The 24,168-nt window shown below is 65.3% G+C and carries 26 protein-coding genes and 1 pseudogene; 10 read left to right on the top strand and 17 right to left on the bottom strand.

Annotation, left to right across the window (positions count from 1 at the left end):
- Positions 1–54 precede the first annotated feature (54 nt).
- Both J8847_RS14030 and J8847_RS14025 read right to left on the bottom strand, forming a co-directional pair.
- Positions 55–630, bottom strand: a complete 576-nt coding sequence (locus J8847_RS14030; RefSeq protein WP_211525334.1) for a TerD family protein — start codon at positions 628–630, stop codon at positions 55–57.
- A 119-nt stretch (positions 631–749) separates the two neighbouring features.
- Positions 750–1,817 carry a DUF475 domain-containing protein gene (locus J8847_RS14025; protein ID WP_211525333.1) on the bottom strand — a complete coding sequence of 356 codons (1,068 nt, stop codon included), beginning with the start codon at positions 1,815–1,817 and terminating at the stop codon, positions 750–752.
- 108 nt (positions 1,818–1,925) lie between these two features.
- Here J8847_RS14025 and nhaR point away from each other — a divergent pair, with 108 nt between their 5' ends.
- From nhaR to J8847_RS14000, 5 genes are all read left to right on the top strand, one after another.
- Positions 1,926–2,834 carry a transcriptional activator NhaR gene (gene nhaR / locus J8847_RS14020; protein ID WP_211525332.1) on the top strand — a complete coding sequence of 303 codons (909 nt, stop codon included), beginning with the start codon at positions 1,926–1,928 and terminating at the stop codon, positions 2,832–2,834.
- A gap of 54 nt (positions 2,835–2,888) precedes the next feature.
- Positions 2,889–4,259, top strand: coding sequence for a hemolysin family protein (locus J8847_RS14015; protein WP_211525331.1), 1,371 nt, complete (start codon positions 2,889–2,891; stop codon positions 4,257–4,259).
- Positions 4,260–4,280: 21 nt separating this feature from the next.
- A complete protein-coding gene (locus tag J8847_RS14010) occupies positions 4,281–5,084 on the top strand; it encodes an alpha/beta fold hydrolase (RefSeq protein ID WP_211525330.1) in 804 nt (267 codons plus the stop codon).
- 113 nt (positions 5,085–5,197) lie between these two features.
- On the top strand, positions 5,198–6,004 hold the full coding sequence (locus J8847_RS14005; RefSeq protein WP_211525329.1) for an alpha/beta fold hydrolase: 807 nt from the start codon (positions 5,198–5,200) through the stop codon (positions 6,002–6,004).
- A 1-nt stretch (position 6,005) separates the two neighbouring features.
- Complete coding sequence (locus tag J8847_RS14000; protein ID WP_211525328.1) at positions 6,006–7,589, top strand: ATP-binding protein; 1,584 nt, start codon at positions 6,006–6,008, stop codon at positions 7,587–7,589.
- A 12-nt stretch (positions 7,590–7,601) separates the two neighbouring features.
- Here J8847_RS14000 and J8847_RS13995 read toward each other — a convergent pair whose 3' ends face one another.
- The 6 genes from J8847_RS13995 to J8847_RS13970 form a co-directional block, all read right to left on the bottom strand.
- Positions 7,602–8,657 carry an AI-2E family transporter gene (locus J8847_RS13995; protein ID WP_211525327.1) on the bottom strand — a complete coding sequence of 352 codons (1,056 nt, stop codon included), beginning with the start codon at positions 8,655–8,657 and terminating at the stop codon, positions 7,602–7,604.
- Between the two features lie 29 nt (positions 8,658–8,686).
- Positions 8,687–9,301, bottom strand: coding sequence for an SCO family protein (locus J8847_RS13990; protein WP_211525326.1), 615 nt, complete (start codon positions 9,299–9,301; stop codon positions 8,687–8,689).
- A gap of 71 nt (positions 9,302–9,372) precedes the next feature.
- Complete coding sequence (gene cyoE, locus J8847_RS13985) at positions 9,373–10,266, bottom strand: heme o synthase (protein ID WP_211525325.1); 894 nt, start codon at positions 10,264–10,266, stop codon at positions 9,373–9,375.
- Between the two features lie 65 nt (positions 10,267–10,331).
- Positions 10,332–11,495 carry a heme A synthase gene (locus J8847_RS13980; RefSeq protein WP_211525324.1) on the bottom strand — a complete coding sequence of 388 codons (1,164 nt, stop codon included), beginning with the start codon at positions 11,493–11,495 and terminating at the stop codon, positions 10,332–10,334.
- 5 nt (positions 11,496–11,500) lie between these two features.
- On the bottom strand, positions 11,501–12,142 hold the full coding sequence (locus J8847_RS13975; RefSeq protein ID WP_211525323.1) for a cytochrome C oxidase subunit I: 642 nt from the start codon (positions 12,140–12,142) through the stop codon (positions 11,501–11,503).
- Positions 12,135–12,875 (bottom strand): SURF1 family protein, encoded by a 741-nt coding sequence (locus tag J8847_RS13970; protein ID WP_211525322.1) that lies wholly within the window; start codon positions 12,873–12,875, stop codon positions 12,135–12,137. The genes J8847_RS13975 and J8847_RS13970 overlap by 8 nt, the downstream gene beginning before the upstream one ends.
- 33 nt (positions 12,876–12,908) lie before the next feature.
- Between J8847_RS13970 and J8847_RS13965 the strand changes: the two genes are divergently transcribed.
- A complete protein-coding gene (locus J8847_RS13965) occupies positions 12,909–13,109 on the top strand; it encodes a twin transmembrane helix small protein (protein ID WP_211525321.1) in 201 nt (66 codons plus the stop codon).
- A gap of 148 nt (positions 13,110–13,257) precedes the next feature.
- Here J8847_RS13965 and J8847_RS13960 read toward each other — a convergent pair whose 3' ends face one another.
- From J8847_RS13960 to J8847_RS13935, 6 genes are all read right to left on the bottom strand, one after another.
- On the bottom strand, positions 13,258–14,139 hold the full coding sequence (locus J8847_RS13960; RefSeq protein WP_211525320.1) for a cytochrome c oxidase subunit 3: 882 nt from the start codon (positions 14,137–14,139) through the stop codon (positions 13,258–13,260).
- A 127-nt stretch (positions 14,140–14,266) separates the two neighbouring features.
- Positions 14,267–14,431 carry a DUF2970 domain-containing protein gene (locus J8847_RS13955; protein ID WP_211525388.1) on the bottom strand — a complete coding sequence of 55 codons (165 nt, stop codon included), beginning with the start codon at positions 14,429–14,431 and terminating at the stop codon, positions 14,267–14,269.
- A gap of 54 nt (positions 14,432–14,485) precedes the next feature.
- Positions 14,486–15,055 carry a cytochrome c oxidase assembly protein gene (locus J8847_RS13950; protein ID WP_211525319.1) on the bottom strand — a complete coding sequence of 190 codons (570 nt, stop codon included), beginning with the start codon at positions 15,053–15,055 and terminating at the stop codon, positions 14,486–14,488.
- A 127-nt stretch (positions 15,056–15,182) separates the two neighbouring features.
- Positions 15,183–16,778: a cytochrome c oxidase subunit I gene (ctaD, locus tag J8847_RS13945; RefSeq protein ID WP_211525318.1), complete on the bottom strand. Its 1,596-nt coding sequence runs from the start codon at positions 16,776–16,778 to the stop codon at positions 15,183–15,185.
- A gap of 25 nt (positions 16,779–16,803) precedes the next feature.
- Positions 16,804–17,988, bottom strand: a complete 1,185-nt coding sequence (gene coxB, locus J8847_RS13940) for a cytochrome c oxidase subunit II (protein ID WP_211525317.1) — start codon at positions 17,986–17,988, stop codon at positions 16,804–16,806.
- Between the two features lie 346 nt (positions 17,989–18,334).
- Positions 18,335–19,255, bottom strand: coding sequence for a methyltransferase domain-containing protein (locus tag J8847_RS13935; RefSeq protein ID WP_229429820.1), 921 nt, complete (start codon positions 19,253–19,255; stop codon positions 18,335–18,337).
- A 70-nt stretch (positions 19,256–19,325) separates the two neighbouring features.
- On the opposite strand from J8847_RS13935, the gene J8847_RS13930 reads away from it, so the two are divergent.
- The 3 genes from J8847_RS13930 (at position 19,326) to J8847_RS13920 (ending at position 21,253) form a co-directional block, all read left to right on the top strand.
- Positions 19,326–20,048, top strand: coding sequence for a ComF family protein (locus J8847_RS13930; RefSeq protein WP_211525386.1), 723 nt, complete (start codon positions 19,326–19,328; stop codon positions 20,046–20,048).
- Positions 20,049–20,070: 22 nt separating this feature from the next.
- Positions 20,071–20,541, top strand: coding sequence for a tRNA (uridine(34)/cytosine(34)/5-carboxymethylaminomethyluridine(34)-2'-O)-methyltransferase TrmL (gene trmL / locus J8847_RS13925; protein WP_211525316.1), 471 nt, complete (start codon positions 20,071–20,073; stop codon positions 20,539–20,541).
- A gap of 151 nt (positions 20,542–20,692) precedes the next feature.
- A complete protein-coding gene (locus tag J8847_RS13920; RefSeq protein ID WP_211525315.1) occupies positions 20,693–21,253 on the top strand; it encodes a PEP-CTERM sorting domain-containing protein in 561 nt (186 codons plus the stop codon).
- A gap of 5 nt (positions 21,254–21,258) precedes the next feature.
- On the opposite strand, the gene rfaE2 is transcribed toward J8847_RS13920, so the two are convergent.
- Both rfaE2 and J8847_RS13910 read right to left on the bottom strand, forming a co-directional pair.
- On the bottom strand, positions 21,259–21,732 hold the full coding sequence (gene rfaE2 / locus J8847_RS13915) for a D-glycero-beta-D-manno-heptose 1-phosphate adenylyltransferase (protein WP_211525314.1): 474 nt from the start codon (positions 21,730–21,732) through the stop codon (positions 21,259–21,261).
- Positions 21,733–21,745: 13 nt separating this feature from the next.
- Complete coding sequence (locus J8847_RS13910) at positions 21,746–22,939, bottom strand: PilT/PilU family type 4a pilus ATPase (protein ID WP_211525313.1); 1,194 nt, start codon at positions 22,937–22,939, stop codon at positions 21,746–21,748.
- A gap of 133 nt (positions 22,940–23,072) precedes the next feature.
- On the opposite strand from J8847_RS13910, the gene J8847_RS13905 reads away from it, so the two are divergent.
- Entirely contained in the window at positions 23,073–24,014 is a 942-nt protein-coding gene (locus J8847_RS13905; RefSeq protein WP_211525312.1) for a hydrogen peroxide-inducible genes activator, read from the top strand.
- Here the strand turns inward: J8847_RS13905 and J8847_RS13900 are convergent.
- A pseudogene (locus tag J8847_RS13900) lies at positions 23,947–24,168 on the bottom strand (energy transducer TonB); the annotation flags it as partial. The gene J8847_RS13905 and the pseudogene J8847_RS13900 overlap by 68 nt on opposite strands.

The raw sequence follows: 24,168 nt of genomic DNA, 5'->3' as shown, positions 1-24,168 counted from the left end.
GGTGGACTTCCTTTCTTCAGGCGGCCTCTCGCGAGGCCGCCGCCTGTTAATGAATTAAACGTTGACGCCGTAGTTGCGGGCGAGTGGCCCCAGGCCGCCGGCGAAGCCCTGGCCGATCGCGCGGAACTTCCAGTCGGCGCCGTTGCGGTACACCTCGCCGAAGATCATCGCGCCTTCGGTCGAGCTGTCTTCCGACAGGTCGTAGCGGGCGATTTCCTGGTTGTTGCCGGCGTTGACGCAGCGGATGAAGGCCTTGCCGACCATGCCGAAGTTCTGGCGGCGGCTCTCGGCGTCGTGGATGGTCACGCCGAGCACCACCTTGTCGACGTCGGCCGGGACCTTGGTCAGATCGATCGAGACGGTTTCGTCGTCGCCTTCGCCTTCGCCGGTGCGGTTGTCGCCGGAGTGCACGACCGAACCGTCGCTTGATTTCAGGTTGTTATAGAAGATGAAATCGCTGTCCGAGCGGACCTTGCCGGACGAGTTCAGCAGAAACACGGCGCCGTCGAGGTCGAAGGCTGCGCCATCGGTGGCGCGCGTGTCCCAGCCGAGGCCGACCTTCAGCTGGGTCAGGCCAGGAGCTTCCTTCGACAGGTTGACGTTGCCGCCTTTTTGCAGACTGATTGCCATGATGTGAATCTCCTAAGTAAGACTACATGTGAACACCTGGGTACTACCGCAGCGAGCTGGTGTTCTGCCGCTCGCCGGGGTTCTTGCCGCGCCGTCCCGCAGGACGGCGCGCTTGTTGCTTAGGCCGGCAGTTTCTCTACGCCGCTGGCTTCCAGCGCGGCCTGCTGCTTCTTGTAGCGCATCGAGCTCCACAGCGAGGCGGCGATGAAGGCCACACCCGTCAGGCCCGTCACCAGCTCGGGCACGTGGAACTTCATACTCGCCAGCATGATCACGGCCAGGATACCGATCGCGTAGTGGGCGCCGTGCTCCAGGTAGACAAATTCGTCCAGGGTGCCCTTCTTGACCAGGAAGACGGTCATCGAACGCACGAACATCGCGCCGATCGCCAGGCCCAGCATGATGATCACGACGTCGGTGGTGATCGCGAAGGCGCCGATCACGCCGTCGAAGCTGAACGATGCATCCAGCACTTCGAGGTACAGGAAGCCGCCGATACCGCCGCGCTTGACCATGTCGCCCACTTCGCCGCCGCCTTCTTCGCCCTTCTCCAGCAGGCTGGAGATCATGTCCACGCCGACGTAGATAAGGATGCCCCACATGCCGGCGATCAGGACCAGCATCTTCTGCGCCTCTTCGACGTAGGTCGTGCTGAACAGCAGCGCGGCGATCGCGATCATCACCGAGATCGAGGACACCTTGCCCAGCGAACCCAGCTTGCGCTCGAAGTGGCCCAGCCAGTGGACTTCCTTCTCGTCATCCAGCAGGAAGTTCAGGAACACCAGCAGCAGGAACATGCCGCCGAAGGCCGCCACTTCCGCGTGGTGGTTGGTCAGGTGCGACGAGAACGATTTCGGATCCGTCAGCGCCAGGTTCCACACGTCCATCATGCCCAGGTCTGCGGCCACGGCCACGATCACCAGCGGGAACACGAGGCGCATGCCGAACACGGCGATGATCATGCCCAGGCCCAGGAACAGCTTGAGCCAGAACTCGTCCCAGCCCTTGAGCACCGAGGCGTTGACCACGGCGTTGTCGAAGGACAGCGAGACCTCCATGATCGACAGGATGGCCGCGACACCGATCGCGGTCATCGCGCCGGCCAGGCCGCTGTGTTCATAGCCCCACCAGCCCGCGAGCGCGAGGCAGACGAAGGTCACGAAAAATGACCCTGTGAAATGCTTCATTGGTTTTCTCCCGTTGAATATAAAAATTAATGTGGACGCAGTGTAGGCTTTTGCAACATCATGGAAAAGCGAAGATAATCGAAGAGTTACTTCTAAAAAACGGAAGAAATGAAAAACACTCCCCCGAATTTCCGCCACCTGCACTACTTCTGGGTGGTCGCCAAGGAAGGCAGCATCACCCGCGCCGCCGAGCGCCTGGGCCTGGCCATCCAGACTGTCAGCACCCAGCTGGCCCTGCTGGAACAGTCTTTCGGCAAGGCCTTGTTCACCCAGCAAGGCAGGCGGCTGACCCTGACCGAAGCGGGCCGCCTGGTCCTGTCCTACGCGGACCAGATCTTCCTGCTGGGCGAGCAGATGCAGGAAGCGCTGGACGAATCCGGCAGCTCGCGCCTGCGCCTGACGGTGGGCATTTCGGATTCGCTGCCCAAGTTCACCGCCTACCGGTTGCTGGAAGTCACGACCCAGCTCGACAAACAGGTCAGGCTCGTGTGCTACGAAGACCAGTATGAAGCGCTTCTCGGCGACCTGGCGCTCCACAAGCTCGACGTGGTGCTGACCGACCGCGCGGTGCCGACCGGCACCACCCTGCGCGTGTTCAGCCACCTGCTGTCGGAAAGCGAGATGTTCGTGGTCGGCGCCCCGCACCTGGCCGACAGCTACCGCGAAGGCTTCCCGCGCTCGCTGCACGGCGCTCCCTTCCTGCTGCCCACCCGCGACACCGCATTGCGCGGCAAGATCGACGCCTGGTTCGAGCGCCATGGCATCCACCCCGACGTGGCCGGCGAATTCGAGGACAACGCCCTGCTCAACACCTTCGGACGGCGCGGGCTGGGCCTGTTCTTTACCCCGGCCGCGCCGGCCGCCCAGATCGAGATCCAGCTCGGCGCGGCCCTGGTCGGCCGGGTGCCCGAGGTACGCGAGCACTTCTACGCGATCTCGAACGAACGCAAGATCAAGCATCCGGCGGTCGAGGCCATCCTCAATGCGGTACACGAAGGCGCGCTGGCCAACGGTTGAGTGATTGAGCGGTACAATGGTGGCGGCTTTGCCTTTTGTTAACTCTTCAACTTTATGGAAAACTTTCTATTCGTCGTTCTTGCGCTCTTCCTGGTTGCGCTGAACGGCTTCTTCGTGGCGGCCGAATTCGGCATCGTCACGTTGCGCAAGACCCGTGTCCGGGCCATCGCCAAGACGGCGGGGCTGCGCGGACGCATCCTGGCCAAGGTGCACGGCCAGCTCGACGCCTACCTGTCGGCTTGCCAGCTGGGCATCACCCTCGCCTCCCTGGGCCTGGGCTGGGTCGGCGAGCCGGCCTTCGCCAGGCTGCTCGAACCGCTGTTCGCCCTGGCCGGCGTCACCTCGCCCGAAGTGATCCATGGCGTGTCCTTCATCATCGCCTTCTCGGTGATCTCCTTCCTGCACATCGTGGTGGGCGAGCTGGCGCCGAAAACGCTGGCGATCCGCGTACCGGAATCGGTGGCGCTGTGGTGCGCCCTGCCGCTGTACGCCTTCTACTGGTCGATGTATCCGGCGATCTGGCTGCTCAACGCCAGCGCCAACACGGTGCTGCGCCTGGCCGGCCTGGCCGGCGCCGGCAGCCACGACACCCATTACTCGACCGACGAACTCAAGCTCATTCTGCGCACCAACACCAGCACCAGCGCGGGCGAAAGCAAGGGCGGCTCGGACGGCAAGTTTACCCACGACGAGCGCAACATCCTGGCGCAATCGCTCGACTTCAGCCAGCTGGCGGTGTCGGACCTGATGCGCCCGATTAACGAGGTGAGCGCGCTATACGCCAGCCGCGGCCTGGAGCAGAACCTGGAGACGGTGCGCCGCAACCGCTTCTCGCGCTATCCCTATTTCGACCAGGACGGCGAGGAAGTGCTGGGCGTGATCCACCTGAAGGACCTGTTCTTCGCCTTGCAGGCCGGGCGCGCGATCACCGACCTGACCCAGTTCCTGCGCCCGGTCGAGACGATCTCGGCGCGCACCCCGGCCCAGGACATCTTCCGGCGCTTCCGCAGCGGCGCCCCGCACTTCGCCCTGATCGGCGAAAAGGGCAAGCGCCCGGTCGGCTTCATCACCCTCGACAACCTGCTGGGCGCGATGGTGGGCGAGATCCGCGACGAATTCCGCCTCAACGAGAACGACTGGCTCAAGCAGGCCGACGGCACCTACATCGGCAAGGCCAGCCTGCCGATCTTCTCGCTCGAGCGCGTGCTCGGCATCGATATCGACAACGAAGAGATGGGCCTGGACGACGTGGAATCGGTCGGCGGCCTCTTGATGGCCAAGCTGGGCGATATTCCCAAGCAGGGCCAGCGCATCGAATTCCCGCGCTTCGACGTGGTGGTGAAAAAGATGAACGGGCCGCGCATCCTGCTGGTCAAAGTATTTCCAAGACTGGAACGCGGCGACGGCGATGACGACCAGGATTGAACAGGCAGTGAGGAATCCGGCATGAGTGTCCAGCGACGCAACAACGTCCATATCGTCGGCGGCGGCGACGCCACCCTGGTGTTCGCGCATGGCTTCGGCTGCGACCAGAACATGTGGCGCTTCCTGGCGCCCTACTACGCGACGCGCTACCGCACCGTGCTGTTCGACCTGGTCGGCAGCGGCCAGTCCGACCACGCCGCCTACGACCGCGCCAAATACGGCAGCCTGCACGGCTACGCCGACGACCTGGTCGAGATCGTCGACGAGTTCGGCAAGGGGCCGGTGGTCTTCGTCGGCCATTCGGTGAGCGCCATGATCGGCATGCTGGCCACCATCAAGGCGCCCGAGCGCTTCGCGGCCCAGGTCATGATCGGCCCTTCGGCCTGCTACCTCAACGACGGCTATTACCTGGGCGGCTTCGCCAGGCGCGACCTGGAGGAACTGCTGGCCAGGATGGAAGAGAACTACCTGGAGTGGTCGACGGCGATGGCGCCGCTGATCATGGGCTCGCCCAACCAGCCCAAGCTGGGCAAGGAGCTGACCGACAGCTTCTGCCGCAGCAATCCCGACATCGCGCGCCACTTCGCGCGCGTGACCTTCCTGTCCGACCTGCGCGACGAGGTGCGCGCGTCCAACACGCCGGCCCTCATCCTCCAGTGCACGGACGACCTGATCGCCCCGCGCACGGCCGGCGAGTTCCTGCAGCGGCAGCTGCCGCGCGCCAGCCTGCGCATGATCGAAAACATCGGCCATTGCGCCCACATGAGCGCGCCGGGAGCCTGCGTGCGCGAGATCGACGCCTACCTGGCCGGCGTCCTGCGCTGACCGTTAACCCGTACGCATATGGCGCACGGTTGAAACAGGTGGCATCGCAAATTGTAAAAAAGATATAATCCACAGTTGATGAGCGGGCCTTCGCTCCTTCAACCGAAAGTATCATGTCCATCATTACCAGAAACAATGTGCGCGTCACGGGCGACGGCGCGGCAACGATGATGTTCGCGCATGGTTTCGGCTGCGACCAGACCATGTGGCGCTTCATGGCCCCGGCCTTCGCCAAGCGCTACCGCACCATTACCTACGACCTTACCGGCAGCGGCGGCTCGGACCTGCGCGCCTACGACCACACCCGCTACGGCAGCCTGCACGGCCATGCCGACGACGTGCTGGAGATCCTCGACGCCTGCGACGCCACCGGTCCGGTGGTCTTCGTCGGCCATTCGGTCAGCACCATGATCGGCCTGCTGGCCACCATCGAGGCGCCGGAACGCTTCGCGGCCCAGGTCATGGTCGGCCCCTCGCCCTGCTACATCAACGACGGCGACTACGTGGGCGGGTTCAGCCGCGCGGACATCGACGAGCTGCTCGAGACGATGGAAGCGAACTACCTCGGCTGGTCGAGCAGCATGGCCCCCGCCATCATGGGTGTCCCCGAACGTCCGGACCTGCGCCAGGAATTGACCGACAGCTTCTGCCGCAACGACCCCGAAATCGCCAAGCACTTCGCCCGCGTCACCTTCCTGTCCGACCACCGCGCGGACCTGCCGCTGTCGCGCGTCCCGGCCCTGATCCTGCAGTGCAGCGACGACCTGATCGCCCCGCGCTCGGTGGGCGATTACCTGCACCGCCACCTGCCGGCCAGCACCCTGCATGTGATCGAGAATATCGGGCACTGCCCGCACCTGAGCGCGCCGACCGAGAGCTCGCAAGCGATCGACGCCTTCCTGGCCCAGACCTTGCGCTGACGTGGCCGATGCCCTGCCAGCCGGCGACTCCCTGTTCGAGCATGCGGCCTGCGGCCTGCTGCTGACCGACCAGGCGGGCCTCATCCTGCGCGCCAACACCATGGCGCGGTGCTGGCTCGGCTACGAACCCGGCGAGCTGGAAGGAAAGCTGCGCATGCTCGACCTGCTGCCGGTCGGCGCGCGCCTGTTCCATCACACCCATTGCCTGCCGATCCTGCAGGTGCAGGGCTCGGTGGCCGAGATCCAGGTCGACCTGCGCAACCGCGCCGGCGAGCGCTTCCCGGTGCTGATCAACATCGTGCGTTCGCTGGAAGGCACCCGCACCGTCGACCAGTGGGCCCTGTTCAAGGCCGTCGACCGGCGCGCCTACGAGCGCGAGCTGCTGGCGGCGCGCAAGGCCGCCGAGGCGGCGCTGGAAGCGCGGCGCGGCGCCGAGGCGCGGCTGCAGGAAGCGAATGCCCGCCTGTCGGCGCTCGACCGCCGCAAGGACGAATTCCTGGCCACCCTGTCGCACGAGCTGCGCAATCCACTGGCTCCCATGCGCAGCGCGCTCGACGTCCTCAAGCTGAAGTTCGGCGCCAGCGCCGACGAGCGCCTGCTGCGGGCCTTCGACCGCCAGCTGCGCCACCTTACGCGCCTGGTGGACGACCTCATGGAAATCTCGCGCATCACCCAGGGACGGATGCAATTGCGGCGCGAGGCGGTCGAACTCAGCGCCCTGGTGCACGCCGTCGCCCACGATGTCGCGCCCGTCATGGACGCCGCCCGCCACACCCTGCGGCTGCGCGTGGCCCAGCCGCCCGTGGTCGTCGACGGCGATGCGACGCGGCTGGCCCAGGTGATCATCAACCTGCTCACCAATGCGGCCAAGTACACGCCCGAAGGCGGCCTGGTCGACCTGGAACTCGATTGCGATCCCGGCCACGCCACGATCCGGGTGCGCGACAACGGCATCGGCCTGCCTGCCGACGCGCTGGCGAGCGTGTTCGACATGTTCTCCCAGCTGGAGCCCGCCCTCGAACGCGCAAAAGGGGGATTGGGCATCGGCCTGGCCATGGTGCGCGGCATCGTCGCCCTGCACGGCGGCAGCGTGCGCGCCGACAGCGAGGGTCCCGGGCGTGGCAGCACCTTCAGCATCACCCTGCCGCTGGCTGCGGGCGCCGCCTGCCATGCAGGCATGGATCCTGGTGAGGAGGTGGCGCCGGCCCGCCCCGCCGCCGCCGCCGTCCGCATCCTGATCGTCGACGACAACGTGGATGCGGCCGACACGCTGGGCATGGCGCTGGAGCTGTTCGGCTGCGAGACCAGGATCGTTCACACGGCGGCGGCCGCGCTGGAACTGGCGCCCGTATTCGCGCCGCAAGTGGCGCTGCTCGATATCGGCCTGCCCGACATGACCGGCTACGAGCTGGCTCGCCGGCTGAGGGCCTTGTCCGGCCTGCAGCGCGTCACGCTGATTGCCGCCACCGGCTGGGGACAGCAGAAAGACCGGGAGCTGGCCTTCGACGCGGGATTCGATCACCACCTGACCAAGCCGATCGACCTGGAACGGCTGCAGCTGCTGCTGGCGGCCGAACGGCCCTAAGGGCCGCACGCCCTACTGCTTGACGATCTGGTCCTTGGTGCCGGTCCACTCGCTCATCAGGGAATAGCCGACCGCCAGCAGGACCGGGCCGATGAACATGCCGACGAAGCCGAAGGCGATCACCCCGCCCAGCACGCCGAGCAGGGTGAGCAGGAAAGGCAGGCTGCTGCCGCGGCTGATCAGCATCGGGCGCACCACGTTGTCGACGCCGCTGATCAACAGGGCGCCCCAGACCGCCATGAAGATGGCCCAGCCGGTTTCGCCCTGCGCGAACAGCCACAGCGCCGCCCCGCCCCACACCAGCGGCGGGCCCACCGGCACCAGCGAGGACAGGAACACCAGCACCGACAGCAGGGGCACGGCCGGCACCCCGGCGATGAAGAAGCCGATCGCCGCCACGATGGCCTGGGCCAGCGCGGTGCCGAGCAGGCCGTACATCACGCCGCGCACGGTCTGGCTGACGGTGTGCTGCACCGATTCGGCGCCCTCGCCCATCACCTTTTTCATGGTCACGGCGATCACGTCGAGCAGCGCGTTGCCGTCGCGGTAGAAGAAGAAGCTGACGAAGGCCGCAAGGCTCATCTGCATCACGCCGGTGCCGAGCATGATGCCGCCGGCCAGCAGCCAGCGGCGCGCCGGCTCCACCATGCGCTGGGCCAGTTCCACCATGCGCTCGCGGCTGGCGATCAGCTGGCGCAGGTAGGTGTCGACCGACTCGCCCACCAGCGGAATCTCGCGCAGCCAGGAAGGCGGCACCAGCTCGCGGTGCTCGACCAGGGTGCGCAGCTCTTCGAAACCGCGGGCGACGTCGTCGGCCAGGTTGTAGGCGACCATCGACAGCGGGAAGATGACCAGGAAGGTCAGGGTCAGCGTCATCGTCAAGGCCGCCAGGCTGCGGCGGCCGCGCATGGCGCGCAGCAGGCGCAGGTAGAGCGGCCAGGAAGAGATGACGACGGCGGCCGCGAACAGGATCGCGGCGAGGAAGGGTTTAAGAACGTAGAGGCAGCCCAGCGTCAGCAGGACGACAATGGCGATACGGGTGTAGTTCCTGCCCTGAGCTTGTTCCATGCCTTCGATGGGAGTTGGTATTTACGCCATCATAACAGCTGGCGCAGGTCGTGCGCGATGGGCGCCGGGCCCTGGCCGTGGCGCAGGAACAGGCGCACCTTGCCTTCGCGGTCGAACACATAGCTGCCGGCGGTGTGGTCGATGGTGTAGCTGCCCGCGCTGTTTTCCGACCCGGCGCCCGGCACCTTGCTGAAGAAAACCTTGAATTCCTTGGCCGTGCGCGCGGTGTCTTCCAGGCTGCCGCGCAGGCCCAGGAAGCGCTTGTCGAAAGCGGGCACGTAACTGGCCAGCAGTTCCTGGGTGTCGCGCTCGGGGTCGAGGGTCACGAACAGCACCTGCACTTCGTCGGCGGCGGGGCCGAGTTCCTTCAGCACGGCGGCCATTTCGGCCATCGTGGTCGGGCACACGTCGGGGCATTGGGTATAGCCGAAGAACAGCACCACCAGCTTGCCGCGGAAATCCTGCAGGGTGCGCGGCTTGCCGTTGTGGTCGACCAGCGAGAAGCCCTTGGCGTAGTCGAGCCCGGTCACATCGACATTGTTGAAGGCGGCCGTCTTGCTGCCGGCCCGGTCGGCGATCTTGTCGCAGCCGGCGGCCAGTACCGTCGCCGCGGCCAGCATCAGGATGGTCAGGAGTCGCTTCATGGCAAACCGCTTCATAGCAAACCTTATGTCGGGACCGGCCGAAAGCCGGTAAAAATCGGGCCGGAACCCGGTCAGAACCGGAAGTAATGGTCGACCAGCAGCGCCGCGAACAGCAGCGAGAGGTAGACGATCGACCAGGTGAAGGTCTTGCGCGCCGCCATGTCGCTGTAGTGGCGGTGCACGCGCCAGGAGTGGCGCAGGAAGATCGCATTGAGCACGACGGCGGCCGCCAGGTAGATCAGGCCGCTCATGCCCACCGCGAAAGGCAGCAAGGTGGTGGCGGCCAGGGCCACCGTGTACAGCCACACCTGCAGGCCGGTGAAGCGCATGCCGTGGGTAATCGGCAGCATCGGCAGGCCGGAACGGGCATAGTCGTCGCGGCGGTACATGGCCAGCACCCAGAAGTGCGGCGGCGTCCACATGAAGATGATCAGGACCAGCAGCCAGGCCTGCATCGGCACCTCGCCCGCCACCGCGGCCCAGCCCAGGGCGGGCGGCATGGCGCCGGACAGGCCGCCGATCACGATGTTTTGCGGGGTATTCGGCTTGAGCAGGAGGGTGTAGATGAAGGCGTATCCGACGAAGGTGACGAAGGTCAGCCACATCGTCAGCGGGTTGACGAAGGCGTACAGGATCCACATGCCCAGGCCGCCGATCAGGGCGGAGAACAATATGGTCTGGGTCTGGCTCAGTTCGCCCATGGCGGTGGCGCGGCGCGCCGTGCGGGCCATGCGCGCGTCGATCTCGGCCTCGACCAGGCAATTGACCGCGAAGGCGGCGCCCGCCAGCAGCCAGATCCCGGCGGTACCGGCGATCAGGACCTGCCAGCCCGGGAAACGGTCGGTGGCGAGGAACATCCCGATTACCGCGCAGAACACCGCCAACTGGGTGACGCGCGGCTTGGTGAGGGTCCAGTACTGCGAGAACCGGCTCGGGCTTTTGTGGATGGCTGTCTGGGTTGTCATCAATTTAGGTCTTGCTGCGGCGCCGGCTTCGGCGCCGCGTGTTCACTGCTCTCGCTGCGGCGCGATCAGCGCCGGGTGCGTGCTATGGCGGCGGACGATCGTGCCGTGGCGCCGCCGGCCATGTCGAGTTGGAATTTCACCCGGTAGTTTAACATGGTCACCAGCAGTACCAGCAGGGCCGCCCCGGCGTTATGCAGGACCGCGATGGCCAGCGGGAAATCGAAGTAGACCGTGGCGACGCCCGTGAACAGCTGGACCGCCAGCACCAGGGCCAGGCGTTGCGCCGTCGGGCGCAGGCTGGCGTGCGGCAAGGCCTTCCATATCGCGAAGCCCAGCACCAGCGTGACCACGATTGCGGACATGCGGTGTACCCAATGGATCGCCACCAGGGCCGTGAACGGCAGGTAGTGGCCGGCGGCGGTCTTGCCCAGCTCGCGCCACAGGTGGAAGCCGTGCTCGAAGTCCATTGGCGGCACCACCTGGCCGTCGCACAAGGGGAATTCGTCGCAGGCCAGGGTTGCATAGTTAGTGCTTACCCACCCGCCCAAAGCGATCTGCACGGCCACGGCGGCGGCGGCCAGCAGGGCCAGGGTGCGCAGCTGGCGCAGCACCGCCGGGGCGATGGTGGCGCCGCCCGAAATGGCCTTCGGCTTGATCAGGAAGTCCTCGCGTCCGCCCAGCCAGGTCAGCATGGCCAGCAGGGCCATGCCCAGCAGCAGGTGGATGGTGACGATGACCGGCTGCAGCTTGAGGGTGACGGTCCAGGCGCCGAAGGCGCCCTGGATGCAGACGAACACGAACAGCGCCAGCGGCATGGCCGGCTTGAAGGCCTGGTTGCGGGTGCGGCGCCATTGCATGATGGAGGTGAACAGCAGCGCCATGATGATCACGCCGATGCCCATCGCCAGGTAGCGGTGGATCATCTCGATCCAGGCCTTGACCACGGTCACCGGGCCGGTCGGCATCGCCGCTTCGGCGGCGGCGATCTCCTCGTGCGCCAGGAAGGGATTGGCCATGCCGTAGCAGCCCGGCCAGTCCGGGCAGCCCAGGCCGGAATCGGTCAGGCGGGTGAAGCCGCCGAAGACGATCAGGTCGAAAGTGAGGAAGACCGCCACCCAGACCAGCTTGCGGTACTTGTTGGCGTCGGCGGACATCCACACCATGGCCAGCGGCAGGCTGGCGACCAGCAAGCCCATCGCGGCCAGCTGCAGTATCGAGGAAGCTTGCATCTGCGTTATCCGATCGCCGAAGCCTTGAGCAGTTTGGCGAGGTCCTTGTAGACCTTGCGCGTATCAGGGTCCTTGGGGAAGCGCATCATCAGGTTGCCGAGCGGGTCGATCAGGTAGACGTGGTCGCTTGCGCCGGTGCCGGACGCGGCAGGCAGCCATTTGCCGACCGCGTCGGCCGGGGCGCGCAGCAAGGTCACACCCTCGAGCAGGTCGACGTCCTGGCCCTCGGCGTCCTTGTAGCGGCGCAGCGCCGCGGTATCCACGGGCTTGTCGTCGAGGACGAGCCAGACGCGCTGCATGCGGTCCATGTTCTTGCCCTGCATGAGGCGCCACTGGCGCATGGCGTGCAGCTGCTCCTGGCAGGCTTTATGACATTCGCCGCCACCGGCCCGGACCATGAGCCACTTGCCCGACATCTGTTCCAGCGTGCGCGGCTGGCCCTCGAGCGTGGTCGACGCCAGCTTGGGGATCGGGTAGTTGCGCGGATCGAGGATGGCGCCGTAGTTGGTGCGTCCTTCCGGCTTGAAGACGTAGTAAGCCAGGTAGGAAGCGATCAGGGGCGAGGCGCACACGAACAGCACGAGGAGCAGTTTCCAGCGTCCGACGCTGCGTGCCTTGGCGGGATCGGTCACGCCGGAGTCAATCACGTTTTTTTGAACCACTTCGAAATCCCGTTATCACAAAAAAGAGAATGGCCATGGCCGCCAGCGCATACCACTGGAAGGCGTAGCCGCGATGCTTGTCGATGCCGCTCGATGGCAGCGGCCAGTCGCGCGCCAGCTTGTCGCCTGGTGCGGCGGGCGCCGTCTGCTGCACCAGGAAAGGCGATAGCGCCAGTCCGCTGACGCGCGCAAGGTCCTGCGGCGCCAGGTTCTGCACCAGGTCGCCCGGCTTGAGCGCCTGCCCGCCACCCAGCTCCATCACCTTGCCGGCCGAGGCGACCACCTGCCCTTCCACGGTGACCAGGCCCGGCGGCGTGGAGAACGGCGGCAGCTTGCCGTATTCCGCCTGGCGCGGCAGCCAGCCGCGCAGCACCAGCACATGCGTGCCGGCGCCCGCTATTTTAAACGGCATGGCCAGGACATAGCCGGGCTGGCCGTTCATCGGGCGGTTGGAAAGGAAGACGGGCCAGTTGGAGACGAATTCGCCGCTCATGCGTATGCGGCGGAATTCCAGCTGGGCCATATCGGAGGACGGGATGGCAGCTGCGGCGGGACCGAGCACGAGCGGTGGCTCGGCGGTACGGGCCGCCAGGCGCGCCTGCAGCTCGGTTTTCTGGGCCGCCCTGCCCTGCTGCCAGTTGCCGAGCAGGATGCCGATGGCGGCGACAACCAGTGCCGCAATGAAAGGAATGAGGCGAAAATGGAAGGCGATCCGCATTACAATGGTGCCTCAACCTTTCCCGGGCCACCCATGAAACTCTTTGTTGCCATCGCCTTCATCCTGATCCTTGCCAGCCTGGGGTCGGCCCTGTTCTTCCTGATGCGCGACAAGGGCCGCAGCAACCGCACCGTGAATGCGCTGGCGATGCGGGTGGGCTTGTCGATTACCTTGTTTCTTTGCCTGCTTGCTGCGTACAAGATGGGGTGGATTGCGCCGACGGGGATTCGTTAAGCGGTATCGGTACGCTGCGAAACTTGGGTCCCGGCCTTCGCCGGGACCCAAGTTTGCAAGCACACCTCTAACGCTTCCACCACCAACAGTTCGAAAACAAAAGGACGGCCACACCGTGACCGTCCCTGAGTATTTCAGCCCCTACCGCTTACAGCCAGTACACCACCACGTACAGGCCCAGCCACACCACGTCCACGAAGTGCCAGTACCACGCCGCACCTTCGAAACCGAAGTGGTTCTCCGCCGTGAAGTGCCCTTTCAGCACACGGTACAGGATCACCGACAGCATGATCGCGCCCATGGTCACGTGGAAGCCGTGGAAACCGGTCAGCATGAAGAAGGTCGAGCCGTAGATGCCCGAGGTCAGCTTCAGGTTCAGTTCCTGGTAGGCGTGCATGTATTCATAGACTTGGAAGCCCATGAAGATCGCGCCCAGCAGGATGGTGGCGAACAGCCAGAACGCCGTCTTCGAGCGGTGGCCGGCGCGCAGCGCGTGGTGCGAGATGGTCAGGGTCACGCCCGACAGCAGCAGCAGCGCGGTGTTGATGGTCGGGATCGGGAACGGGCCCATGGTCTGGAAGTTGTCCACCACGCCCGCCGGGCCGGTGTTGCCCCAGACCGGTGCGAAGTCCGGCCAGATGAACTTGTGGTCCAGGTCCGACAGCCAGGGCATGGTCACCGCACGGGCGTAGAACAGCGCGCCGAAGAAAGCGCCGAAGAACATCACTTCGGAGAAAATGAACCAGCTCATCGACCAGCGATAGGACACGTCGATGCGCTTGCTGTACATGCCGCCTTCGGATTCGCCGATGGCGTCGCCGAACCAGAAATACAGCACCATCAGCATGGCGACGATGCCGACCAGGCAGACCGCCGGGCCCCAGGGCAGGCTGTTGACCCAGCCCGAGGCGCCGGCCATGGTGACCAGCATCGAAATGCCGGCAAGCATAGGCCAGCGCGATGGGCCAGGCACGTAGTAGTAAGGTGCGCTGTGCGGCGAACCCACTGGCGAAGTCGTTGGCGAACTCATCTTTATCTCCTCAATCAAACTCTTTTGAATTGTCGGGTAGTTCTTATCACTTGGATCCCGGCCTCCGCCGGGATGACGACTCAGGCGTTATCGGTCGTGTTCCCATAACGTGATCGCCTTGATTCCTTTACTGCGACACCGCGAACCTGACCGCCAGCAGGAGCAGGCCGATGAACAGTGCCGCTCCGATCAGCCCGGCGATGATGACATGCACCGGGTTCAGGTTCGCCGCATCGCTCTCATAGTCGCGGCGCTTGCGCACCCCGAAGAAGGACCAGAACACCGCCTTCATCGTGGCAAGGAAACTGGCCTTGCGTTGGTGCGGTTTCTCGTCCACGCCTGCTCCTTACTTCGCCGCCACGGTTTTCACGCCGCTCATGCCGCCGATCTCGAAGAACGTGTACGACAGCGTGATGTTCTTCACTTCGCGCGGCAGCGCCGGATCGATGAAGAACACCACCGGCATCTGGCGCGCCTCGTTCGCCTTCAGGGTCTGCTCCTGGAAGCAGAAGCAATCGACCTTCTTGAAGTGCGGCGTGGCGGACTGCGGCGCGTAGCTCGGAATCGCCTGCGCCTTGACCACCCTCGCCTGCGTGTTGACCACCTCGTACACGACCGTGGTCAGCTCGCCCGGATGCACCTCGATGCTGCGCTGGGTCGGGCGGAAACGCCACGGCCCCTGCGCATTGCCGTCCAGCTCGATCGTGATGCGGCGCGAACGGTCGACCTGGGTGTTCGTCGGCGCCTCCACGAAGCCGTCCTTCTGGGTCAGCACGTTAATGCCGAGCACCTCGCAGATCTGGCGGTACATCGGCACCAGCGCGTAGCCGAAACCGAACATCATCACCGCCACCACCACCAGTTTTCCCAGGGTGCTGCGGTTCAGGCGCCGGATGCGGCTGTTGGTCGGGTTCATCCCCGGCTCCCGGTTCAGCTCAGCAGCGTGAACTTGACGAACACGCTGATGAAGAAGAACAGCGCAATCCCGCCCAGCACCAGGGCGGTTTTCAGATTGCTCGGCTTGCGAACTTCCTGGGTCATGATTACTTCACCAGCGGCGGGGTTTCGAAGGTGTGGAACGGCGCCGGGCTCGGCACGGTCCACTCCAGGCCTTCCGCGCCTTCCCAGGGCTTGGCATCCGCCTTCTTGCCGCCGCGGATGGTCGGCAGGATCACGAAGAACAGGAAGTACACCTGCGACAGGCCGAAGCCGAAGGCGCCGATGGACACGATCATGTTGAAGTCCGTGAACTGGGTGGCGTAGTCCGCATAGCGGCGCGGCATGCCGGCCAGGCCCAGGAAGTGCATCGGGAAGAAGGTCACGTTGAAGGTGATCAGCGACAGCCAGAAGTGGATCTTGCCGGCGGTCTCAGGATACATGTGGCCGGTCCACTTCGGACCCCAGTAGTAGAAGCCCGCGAACAGCGCGAACAGCGAGCCCGCCACCAGCACGTAGTGGAAGTGGGCCACCACGTAATAGGTGTCGTGCACCTGGATGTCGATCGGGGTCACCGCCAGGATCAGGCCGGTAAAGCCGCCCATGGTGAACACGAAGATGAAGCCGACCGCGAACAGCATCGGGGTCTCGAAGGTCATCGAGCCTTTCCACATGGTCGCGACCCAGTTGAACACCTTCACGCCGGTCGGCACGGAGATGAGCATGGTGGCGTACATGAAGAACAGCTGCGAGGTCACCGGCATGCCGGTGGTGAACATGTGGTGGGCCCAGACGATGAAGGACAGGATCGCGATCGAGGCGGTCGCGTAGACCATCGAGGCGTAGCCGAACAAGGGTTTGCGTGCGAAGGCCGGGATGATCTGCGACACGATGCCGAAGGCCGGCAGAATCATGATGTAGACCTCGGGGTGGCCGAAGAACCAGAAGATGTGCTGGTACATGACCGGGTCGCCGCCGCCGGCGGCGTTGAAGAACGAGGTGCCGAAGTGACGGTCGGTCAGGGTCATGGTGATCGCGCCTGCCAGGACCGGCATCACGGCGATCAGCAGGAAGGCGGTGATCAGCCAGGTCCAGCAGAACATCGGCATCTTCATCAGGGTCATGCCAGGGGCGCGCATGTTCAGGATGGTGACGATGATGTTGATCGAACCCATGATCGACGAGGCGCCCATGATGTGCATCGCGAAGATCGCCATGTCCATGCCGATACCCATCTGGGTCGACAGCGGCGCATACAGGGTCCAGCCTGCGGCGGTGGCGCCGCCCGGGGCCAGGAAGGACGCGGCCAGCAGGATCGCGGCCGGCGGCAGCAGCCAGAACGAGAAGTTGTTCATGCGCGCGAAGGCCATGTCCGAGGCGCCCACCTGCAGCGGCAGCATCCAGTTGGCGAAGCCGACGAAGGCCGGCATGATCGCGCCGAACACCATCACCAGGCCGTGCATGGTGGTCAGCTGGTTGAAGAACTCCGGACGGAAGTACTGCAGGCCGGGCTGGAACAGCTCGGTGCGGATCATCAGCGCCAGCACGCCGCCCGAGAGCAGCATGATGAAGGAGAACCACAGGTACAGGGTGCCGATGTCCTTGTGGTTGGTGGCGAACAGCCAGCGGCGCAGACCGTGCGGATGGTCGTGTGCGTGGTCGTGGCCGTGATCGTGTGCGTGATCGATAGTGCTGGTAGTCATTTCGATATCCCTGAAGCGATCTTGCTTACTTACGTGCGGCCAGGATTTCGGCCGGTTGTACGATGTTTTCCGCGGCCTTGTTGGTCCAGGCATTGCGGGTGTAGGTGATCACGGCAGCGATCTCGGTATCCGACAGCTGCTTCCATGCCGGCATCGCGGCCGGGTACTTCGGCGTATCCTGGCCGTTCAGCAGGACGTCGACCTGGTGGCCCTTGGCGCCCAGCACGACTTCCGAGCCGACCAGCGGCGCGAACGCGCCCGGCACGCCCTGGCCGTTGGCCTGGTGGCAGGCCACGCAGTTGGCGCTGTACACCTGCTCGCCGCGGGTCTTCAGTTCATCGATGGTCCAGACCTTGTTCGGATCGTCCGCCAGGGCGGCCATGTCCTTTTTCTTCTTGTCGACCCAGGCGGTGTACTCGGCGTCGGTCACGACGCGCACCACGATCGGCATGAAGGCGTGGTCCTTGCCGCACAGCTCGACGCAGTTGCCGCGGTAGACGCCGGTCTTCTCGGCCTTGAACCAGCCGTCGCGCACGAAGCCGGGAATCGCATCCTGCTTGATGGCGAAGGCCGGGATGGTCCAGGCGTGGATCACGTCGTTGGCGGTGAAGACCATGCGGATCTTCTTGTTCACCGGGACGACCATTTCGTTGTCCACCTCAAGGAGGTAGTTCTCGCCCTTCGCCTCGGTGGGCGCTTCGCCCGGCAGGCCGATCTGGGCGCGCGGGGTCGACAGGTTCGACAGGAAGGAGATGCCCTCGCCTTCGCCCTTCAGGTAGTCGTAGCCCCATTTCCACTGCATGCCGGTGGCCTTGATGGTGATGTCGGCATTCGAGGTGTCCTTCAGCGCCACCACGGTCTTGGTGGCCGGGAGGGCCATGCCGATGACGATCAGGAAGGGAACGACGGTCCAGGCGATTTCGACGGCGGTCGATTCGTGGAAGGTGGCGGGCTTGTGGCCCAGGGATTTGCGGTGCTTGAACACCGAATAGAACATGACGCCGAACACGCCCACGAAGATGACCAGGCAGATGATCATCATCAGGTTGTGCAGGGAGTAGATGTCGGCGCCGACACCGGTCACGGGGGGCTGCATGTTCAACTGGTGCTCAACCGGCCGGCCCGTGATCTCCGGTGCCGCCCACGCAGGGATGCCGGCAGTTACAGCGAGGCCGAACAGCATGGCCCCAAATCGCGATGCATAAGTCATATGTCCCCAACCACCAAAAAATAAATGTATTTTTTAGACGGCGGCAATTCCGAGAACAAACTGCCGCCGCCTCCGAACGTTGTTCGCAGAGGGCTGCCGGGTCGTCCCGCGAAATTGCGCTGCGGAATGGTGGAAACCATCACGCCGAGCCCGCCCAGCACTAGGCTGGCAGGGTCCGGCGTTCTCTGCGGATGCTGCAATTCAGTTCTACTTTTTCCCCGGAAGTGCTGTTTTTTTCAGCGTTATTCTGGTCCGAAAGAGAAAAATAGCGATTGATTATACTGAAATTGCTAATTTTTATTCAAGGAAAATCGGGGCATCCGCGGACTGTGGTATGCATGTTGAATTAACGAGGTTTCGGCGGGTGGAAACGGACGATCGATTCCCCCGAGGCCGTGGCGCGCGGCGCCGGGCGGAAAGCATGGCCGTAGATGACTTCGAATGTCAGTCCCAGCTTGCCGTCCGGACGGCGCTGCGCCTCGAAGGCGTCCACGACCTTGCGCCAGGCCGCGCGCCCGATCAGGCCGCGGCGGCGCGTGTCGAGCGGGTTGCCGCCCAGGGCGCGCACGTCGGCCAGCAGCGCCTCCACCGTGTCGTAGGTGACGGTGATGCGTTCCATGTCCATCACCGGCGTCGAAAAACCGGCTTCCACCAGCTGGTCGCCGAAATCGTGCATATCCACGAAGGGCAGCGTATGCGGGGCGTCGTCCAGCGCGGCGAAGGCGGTGCGCAGCTCGTGGAAGGTGTCCGGGCCGAAGTTCGAGAACATCAGCAGCCCGTCGACGCGCAGCACGCGGCGCCACTCGGCGAACACGCGGTCCGGCAGCGGATGCCAGTGCAGCGCCAGGTTGGACCACAGCAGGTCGAGCGAGTTCGGGCCCAGCGGCAGCTTGCCGAAGTCGCCGCACAGGATATCGAGGCCGGCCTTGGCGGGCAGGAAACGGCTGAGCATCTGGTTCAGCGAACGGGTGCTGGGGGCCGGCGCCCTGGCGGCGGAAGCCATGGCCGGGGCGGCGTCCAGGCCCAGGACCTGGGCCGCCGGATAGGTCTTTTGCAGCAGGGCCAGGTCGGCGCCGGTGCCGCAGCCGGCGTCCAGCACCTGTTTCGGGACGATCTTCACCAGTTGCAGGCGCTCGTGCATGCGCTGGGCGATTTCGCGGCGCAGGAAGTCCGACGGGGCGATGCGTTCCGGACGCGCGAACAGCGCGCGTACGCGCGCCAGGTCGATCGGCGCGCTCATCTTGGACGGGGATTGAGGAGAAGCCATGGGGAAGAGCGTACAAATGAGATAATGGCGGGAGTTTACTCGTTTATCGAGAATCCAGCCGATGACAGGAATGCTCGCCTGCTGGCGGCGCTGGCCCAGCCCTCTGTTGCGCTGGCTGCTGCCGTCGAGCTGCGCGCTGTGCGGCGCGGCCGGCGATGCCGCCGTCTGCGGCGATTGCGAAGGCGCCTATGTCACGGTCCGCCCGCGCTGCCCGGTGTGCGCCAATCCGGCCGGCGACCTGGATGCCGCCCTGCCCTGCGGCGCCTGCCTGGCCGCGCCGCCCGCCTTCGACGCCACGCTGGCCGCCTGCGACTACGACGCTCCGCTCGACGCCCTGGTGCTGCAATTGAAGTTCGGCGCCCAGCTGGCGCTGGCGCCCTGGATGGCGCGCACCCTGCACGATGCGGCGCTGCGCGCGGCCTGGCCGGCCCCGGATCTGCTGTGCCCGGTACCCCTGGGTGCGCGCAGGCTGGCCGAGCGCGGCTACAATCAGGCGCTGGAGGTGGCGCGTCCCCTGGCCCGCCTGCTGGACGCGGAATGCGTCCCGCGCCTGGCCCGGCGGGTGGTCGAAACGGCGGCGCAGTCGGGCGTCGAACCGGCCGAGCGGCAGCGCAATGTGCGCGGCGCCTTCGCCATGGAGCTGGAAGAACGGGTAGCGGGCCGGCACGTGGGCGTCGTCGACGACGTCATGACGAGCGGGCACACGCTGGATGAACTGGCGTTCGTATTGAAACGGGCCGGCGCGGCGCGGGTGACGAATTTCGTCTTCGCCAGGACGCCGCCCCACACATGAAGATTGTTGTTAGGAGAATGCGTTGTTCCACGTCGTCCTGGTCGAACCAGAAATCCCGCCGAACACCGGCAATGTCATCCGCCTGTGCGCCAATACGGGCGTGCAGCTGCACCTGATCGAGCCGCTCGGCTTTCCGTTGGACGACGCCAAGATGCGCCGCGCCGGCCTGGATTACCACGACTACGCCACCATGAAGGTCCACAAGAACTGGGACGCCTTCCTGGCGGACGCCAAACCGGACCCGGCGCGCATGTTCGCGCTGACCACCCACGGCTCCTCCCCCTTCGCCGACGCCAGCTTCCGGCCGGGCGACGTGTTCGTGTTCGGCGCCGAATCGCGCGGCCTGGACCCGGCCCTGCGCGAAACCTTCCCGCCCGCGCAGCGCATCCGCCTGCCGATGCGGCCCGATAACCGCAGCCTGAACCTGTCCAACACGGTGGCCGTCGTTGTCTACGAGGCCTGGCGCCAGAACGGCTACGCCGGCGGCGCCTGAGGCCCTGTCCCTGTGGCAGAGCTGCGACAAAAGGTAAGCATCGAACACGACAGTTAAGCCGTTCGGGAGTACGCTTGCGAATGTCACGTTTTCACAAACGCGACAGACACAATTCACGTTTCCCCGGCGCCCTGTTCTGTTCGAGGTACCCATGAAGAAGTTGCTCACCACCGGCGCCCTGCTCCTCGGCTGCGCTGCCGCCCATGCCGATCCCGTTTCCTGGGACTTTTCCTTCGCCGGCTTCTACGACCAGGAAGCCGATGTTTTCCTGACCGACGAAACCATCACCGGCTCGTTCAAGGGCAATGACCTGGACGGCGACGGCTTGCTGGAAAAAGACGAACTCCTGGCCCTGGTGGTCGGCGAGACCGACTACATCGCCTGCGCGGCGGGCAGCAATGCCTGGTATACCTGCGGCGCCACCGCCTTCTCGTTCTCGCCGGACGAGGGCTTGAGCTTCGCGGTCGGCAGCTACGGCAGCGATCCGGAAGGCTGGGTGGGCGGCGGCCTCCTGATCACGACGGGCGACCTGCACTACGCCTACGACTTCAACCCGGGCGGCACCCACGAGCGCCATCTGTACTGGACCAGCGACACCCGCCTGACCATGATCTCGCAGGCGCCTGAGCCCGGCACCTGGGCGATGCTGGGCATCGGCTTGCTGGGGCTGACGTGGCGCATGCGGCGCCAGGCGAGTGGCGCCGCCGCATAGGCGGATCAGCCGCGGATTTTCGCCACCAGCTTGGTGGTCGAGCGGTCATGCTCGAAGTCGATCGCCACTGCGCGGCCACCATACGCCAGCACCGCCTGCCCCTCGGGAATCTCGCTCATGACGTAATCGCCGCCCTTGGCATAGATCTCGGGGCGCGCTTCCTGCACCACCTCGAGGGCGGTCTGCTCGTCGAACTCCACCACCAGGCTGACCGACTCCAGCGCCGCCAGCACGGCCATGCGGTCATGCAGGGTGTTGTGCGGGCGGTCGTCGCCCTTGCCCAGGCGCTTGACCGAGGCGTCGGTGTTCACCGCCACCACCAGGGAGGCGCCCAGTTCGCGCGCCTGCGCGAGGTAGGTCACGTGGCCGCGGTGCAGGATGTCGAACACGCCGTTGGTCAGCACCACGGGTTTCGGCAGGCTTGCTACGCGCGCGGCCAGGTCGGCACGGGCGCAGATCTTCTTCTCGAATACAGGCATAAAAATAGAAAAATCAGGTTTGGGGTGGAGCGTCTTCGTCTTCCGCTTCTTCCTCGATCGCCATCGACAGTTCGGTCGCCTTGGCGCCCGCGCCGTCGCCCGGGCCCTTGCGGTCGCCCGAAAGCTTGATCTGCAGGCGCAGGCCGTTGGCCGAATCGGCGTTGCGGATCGCTTCGTCGTAGCCGATGTAGCCCTTGTTGTACAGCTCGAACAAGGCCTGGTCGAAGGTGCACATGCCGAGCTCGCGCGACTTGTGCATGATTTCCTTGATGGTCTGGAAGTTCCCTTTCAGGATCATCTCGCTGATCGTCGGCGTGTTCAGCAGGATCTCGATGGCCGCCTTGCGGCCCTTTCCGTCCTCGGTGCGGATCAGGCGCTGCGACACCACCGCGCGCAGGTTCGAGGACAAGTCCATCAGGAGCTGGTTGCGCCGCTCTTCCGGGAAGAAGTTGATGATGCGGTCCAGGGTCTGGTTGGCGTTGTTCGCATGCAGGGTGCCCAGGCACAGGTGGCCGGTCTCGGCAAAGGCGATCGCGTGTTCCATGGTCTCGGTGTCGCGGATCTCGCCGATCAGGATCACGTCCGGCGCCTGGCGCAGGGTGTTCTTCAGCGCGTTATGCCAGGAATGCGTGTCCACGCCCACCTCGCGGTGGGTGACCAGGCAGTTCTTGTTTTTGTGGACGTATTCGACCGGGTCTTCGACCGTGATGATGTGGCCGGCCGAGTTGCTGTTGCGGTAGTCGATCATCGCCGCCAAGGTGGTCGACTTGCCCGAACCTGTGCCGCCCACCACCAGCACCAGTCCGCGCTTGGTCATGACGACGTCCTTCAGCACTTCCGGCAGGTCGAGCTTTTCGAAATTCGGGATCTCCGAGGCGATGGTGCGCACCACCATGCCCACGCTCTGCTGCTGCACGAAGACATTCACCCGAAAACGGCACACCCCGGGCAGGGAGATGGCAAAATTGCATTCCATCTCGGCCTCGAACTCGGCGCGCTGGCGCTCGTTCATCAGCGACATGGCCAGGGCGCGCGTAACATCCCCGCTCAGGCGCTGCTGGCTCAGGGGCTTCATCGCGCCCTGGTGTTTCATGCTGGGAGGAAAGTCTGCCGAGATGAAGAGGTCGGAGCCGCCCTGGTGATGCATCACCGTCAGCAACTTGTGGATATAAGCCTGGGCTTCCGCCGGGCCGAAGGTCGAGGACATGCGGGCCTTTCTCTAAAGACAGGCAAAATCGGCCTGCCGGGCAATTATATGACTAAGATTCCCGTTAAAATAATATTTCACGGCTGACCGGCCGCCGCAAGCCGCCGGCGCGCCTTTCCAAGACCAAACGCCTATGACACTGACCGAGCTGAAATACATCGTCGCCGTGGCGCGCGCCAAACACTTCGGCCACGCGGCGGAAGCCTGTTTCGTGGCCCAGCCGACCCTGTCTGTCGCCATCAAGAAGCTGGAAGACGAGCTGGGCGTCACGCTGTTCGAGCGTGGCGGTTCGGAAGTATCGGTGACGCCGCTGGGCGCCCAGATCGTGGCCCAGGCCGAGCGCGTGCTGGAGCAGACCGCCGCGATCAAGGAACTGGCCAAGCAGAACAAGGACCCGCTGGCCGGTCCCCTGCGCCTGGGCGTGATCTACACCATCGGCCCCTACCTGCTGCCGCCCCTGGTCAAGAACCTGATCGACACCGTGCCGCAGATGCCGCTGGTGCTGCAGGAGAACTACACCCACAAGCTGCTGGAAATGCTGCGCCAGGGCGAGCTGGACGCCGCCATCATGGCGCTGCCGCTGCCGGACCACGGGATGTCGGTGCAGCCGCTGTACGACGAGCCTTTCGTGGTCGCGATGCCGCGCAGCCATCCCTGGGCCAGCCGCAAGGAGATCTCGGCCGAGGACCTGAAGCTGGAAACCATGCTGCTGCTGGGCGCGGGCCACTGCTTCCGCGACCAGGTGCTGGAAGTGTGCCCGGAAATGGCCCGCTTCTCGGCGGGCGGCAACGGCATGCAGCGCACCTTCGAGGGTTCGTCGCTGGAGACGATCCGCCACATGGTGGCCAGCGGCATCGGCCTGACCGTGCTGCCGCGCGCCTCGGTGGCCGACATGAACGACAAGAGCGGCCTGCTGACCTATGTGCCTTTCTCGGCGCCGGCGCCTTCGCGCCGCGTGGTGATTGCCTGGCGCAAGAGCTTCACCCGGCGGGCGGCCATCGACGCAATCATCCGCGCGGTGGGCGAGTGCAGGCTGCCGGGGGTGGAGCTGGTGGAGTTCGAAGCGGCGGCTTGACGCTGCCTGCAGAACCCGCTGCTGAAAGACCGTCGGGCCCCGCCGCGCCGGGGGGGGGGGGGGGGGGGGGGGGGGGGTGGGGGGGGGGGGGGGGGTGGGGGGGGGGGGGGGGGGGGGGGGGGGGGGGGGGGGGGGGGGGGGGGGGGGGGGGGGG

Source organism: Massilia sp. AB1 (genome assembly GCF_018119385.1).
Classification (GTDB): domain Bacteria; phylum Pseudomonadota; class Gammaproteobacteria; order Burkholderiales; family Burkholderiaceae_D; genus Telluria.
The sequence above is the reverse complement of the archived record's forward strand: the minus strand, read 5'-3'. Positions and strand labels throughout refer to the sequence as shown.

Coding starts and splice junctions, on each gene's coding strand:
- J8847_RS13960 (WP_211525320.1), bottom strand. CDS start 14,139: ATGAGTTCGCCAACGACTTCGCCAGTGGGTTCGCCGCACAGCGCACCT.
- cyoE (WP_211525325.1), bottom strand. CDS start 10,266: ATGACAACCCAGACAGCCATCCACAAAAGCCCGAGCCGGTTCTCGCAG.
- coxB (WP_211525317.1), bottom strand. CDS start 17,988: ATGACTTATGCATCGCGATTTGGGGCCATGCTGTTCGGCCTCGCTGTA.
- J8847_RS14025 (WP_211525333.1), bottom strand. CDS start 1,817: ATGAAGCATTTCACAGGGTCATTTTTCGTGACCTTCGTCTGCCTCGCG.
- J8847_RS13950 (WP_211525319.1), bottom strand. CDS start 15,055: ATGAACCCGACCAACAGCCGCATCCGGCGCCTGAACCGCAGCACCCTG.
- J8847_RS14030 (WP_211525334.1), bottom strand. CDS start 630: ATGGCAATCAGTCTGCAAAAAGGCGGCAACGTCAACCTGTCGAAGGAA.
- J8847_RS13990 (WP_211525326.1), bottom strand. CDS start 9,301: ATGAAGCGACTCCTGACCATCCTGATGCTGGCCGCGGCGACGGTACTG.
- J8847_RS13920 (WP_211525315.1), top strand. CDS start 20,693: ATGAAGAAGTTGCTCACCACCGGCGCCCTGCTCCTCGGCTGCGCTGCC.
- J8847_RS13965 (WP_211525321.1), top strand. CDS start 12,909: ATGAAACTCTTTGTTGCCATCGCCTTCATCCTGATCCTTGCCAGCCTG.
- J8847_RS13930 (WP_211525386.1), top strand. CDS start 19,326: ATGCTCGCCTGCTGGCGGCGCTGGCCCAGCCCTCTGTTGCGCTGGCTG.
- J8847_RS13970 (WP_211525322.1), bottom strand. CDS start 12,875: ATGCGGATCGCCTTCCATTTTCGCCTCATTCCTTTCATTGCGGCACTG.
- J8847_RS14010 (WP_211525330.1), top strand. CDS start 4,281: ATGAGTGTCCAGCGACGCAACAACGTCCATATCGTCGGCGGCGGCGAC.
- J8847_RS13995 (WP_211525327.1), bottom strand. CDS start 8,657: ATGGAACAAGCTCAGGGCAGGAACTACACCCGTATCGCCATTGTCGTC.
- nhaR (WP_211525332.1), top strand. CDS start 1,926: ATGAAAAACACTCCCCCGAATTTCCGCCACCTGCACTACTTCTGGGTG.
- J8847_RS14005 (WP_211525329.1), top strand. CDS start 5,198: ATGTCCATCATTACCAGAAACAATGTGCGCGTCACGGGCGACGGCGCG.
- rfaE2 (WP_211525314.1), bottom strand. CDS start 21,732: ATGCCTGTATTCGAGAAGAAGATCTGCGCCCGTGCCGACCTGGCCGCG.
- J8847_RS13980 (WP_211525324.1), bottom strand. CDS start 11,495: ATGCAAGCTTCCTCGATACTGCAGCTGGCCGCGATGGGCTTGCTGGTC.
- J8847_RS13955 (WP_211525388.1), bottom strand. CDS start 14,431: ATGAAGGCGGTGTTCTGGTCCTTCTTCGGGGTGCGCAAGCGCCGCGAC.
- J8847_RS13905 (WP_211525312.1), top strand. CDS start 23,073: ATGACACTGACCGAGCTGAAATACATCGTCGCCGTGGCGCGCGCCAAA.
- J8847_RS14015 (WP_211525331.1), top strand. CDS start 2,889: ATGGAAAACTTTCTATTCGTCGTTCTTGCGCTCTTCCTGGTTGCGCTG.
- J8847_RS13910 (WP_211525313.1), bottom strand. CDS start 22,939: ATGTCCTCGACCTTCGGCCCGGCGGAAGCCCAGGCTTATATCCACAAG.
- J8847_RS13935 (WP_229429820.1), bottom strand. CDS start 19,255: ATGGCTTCTCCTCAATCCCCGTCCAAGATGAGCGCGCCGATCGACCTG.
- ctaD (WP_211525318.1), bottom strand. CDS start 16,778: ATGACTACCAGCACTATCGATCACGCACACGATCACGGCCACGACCAC.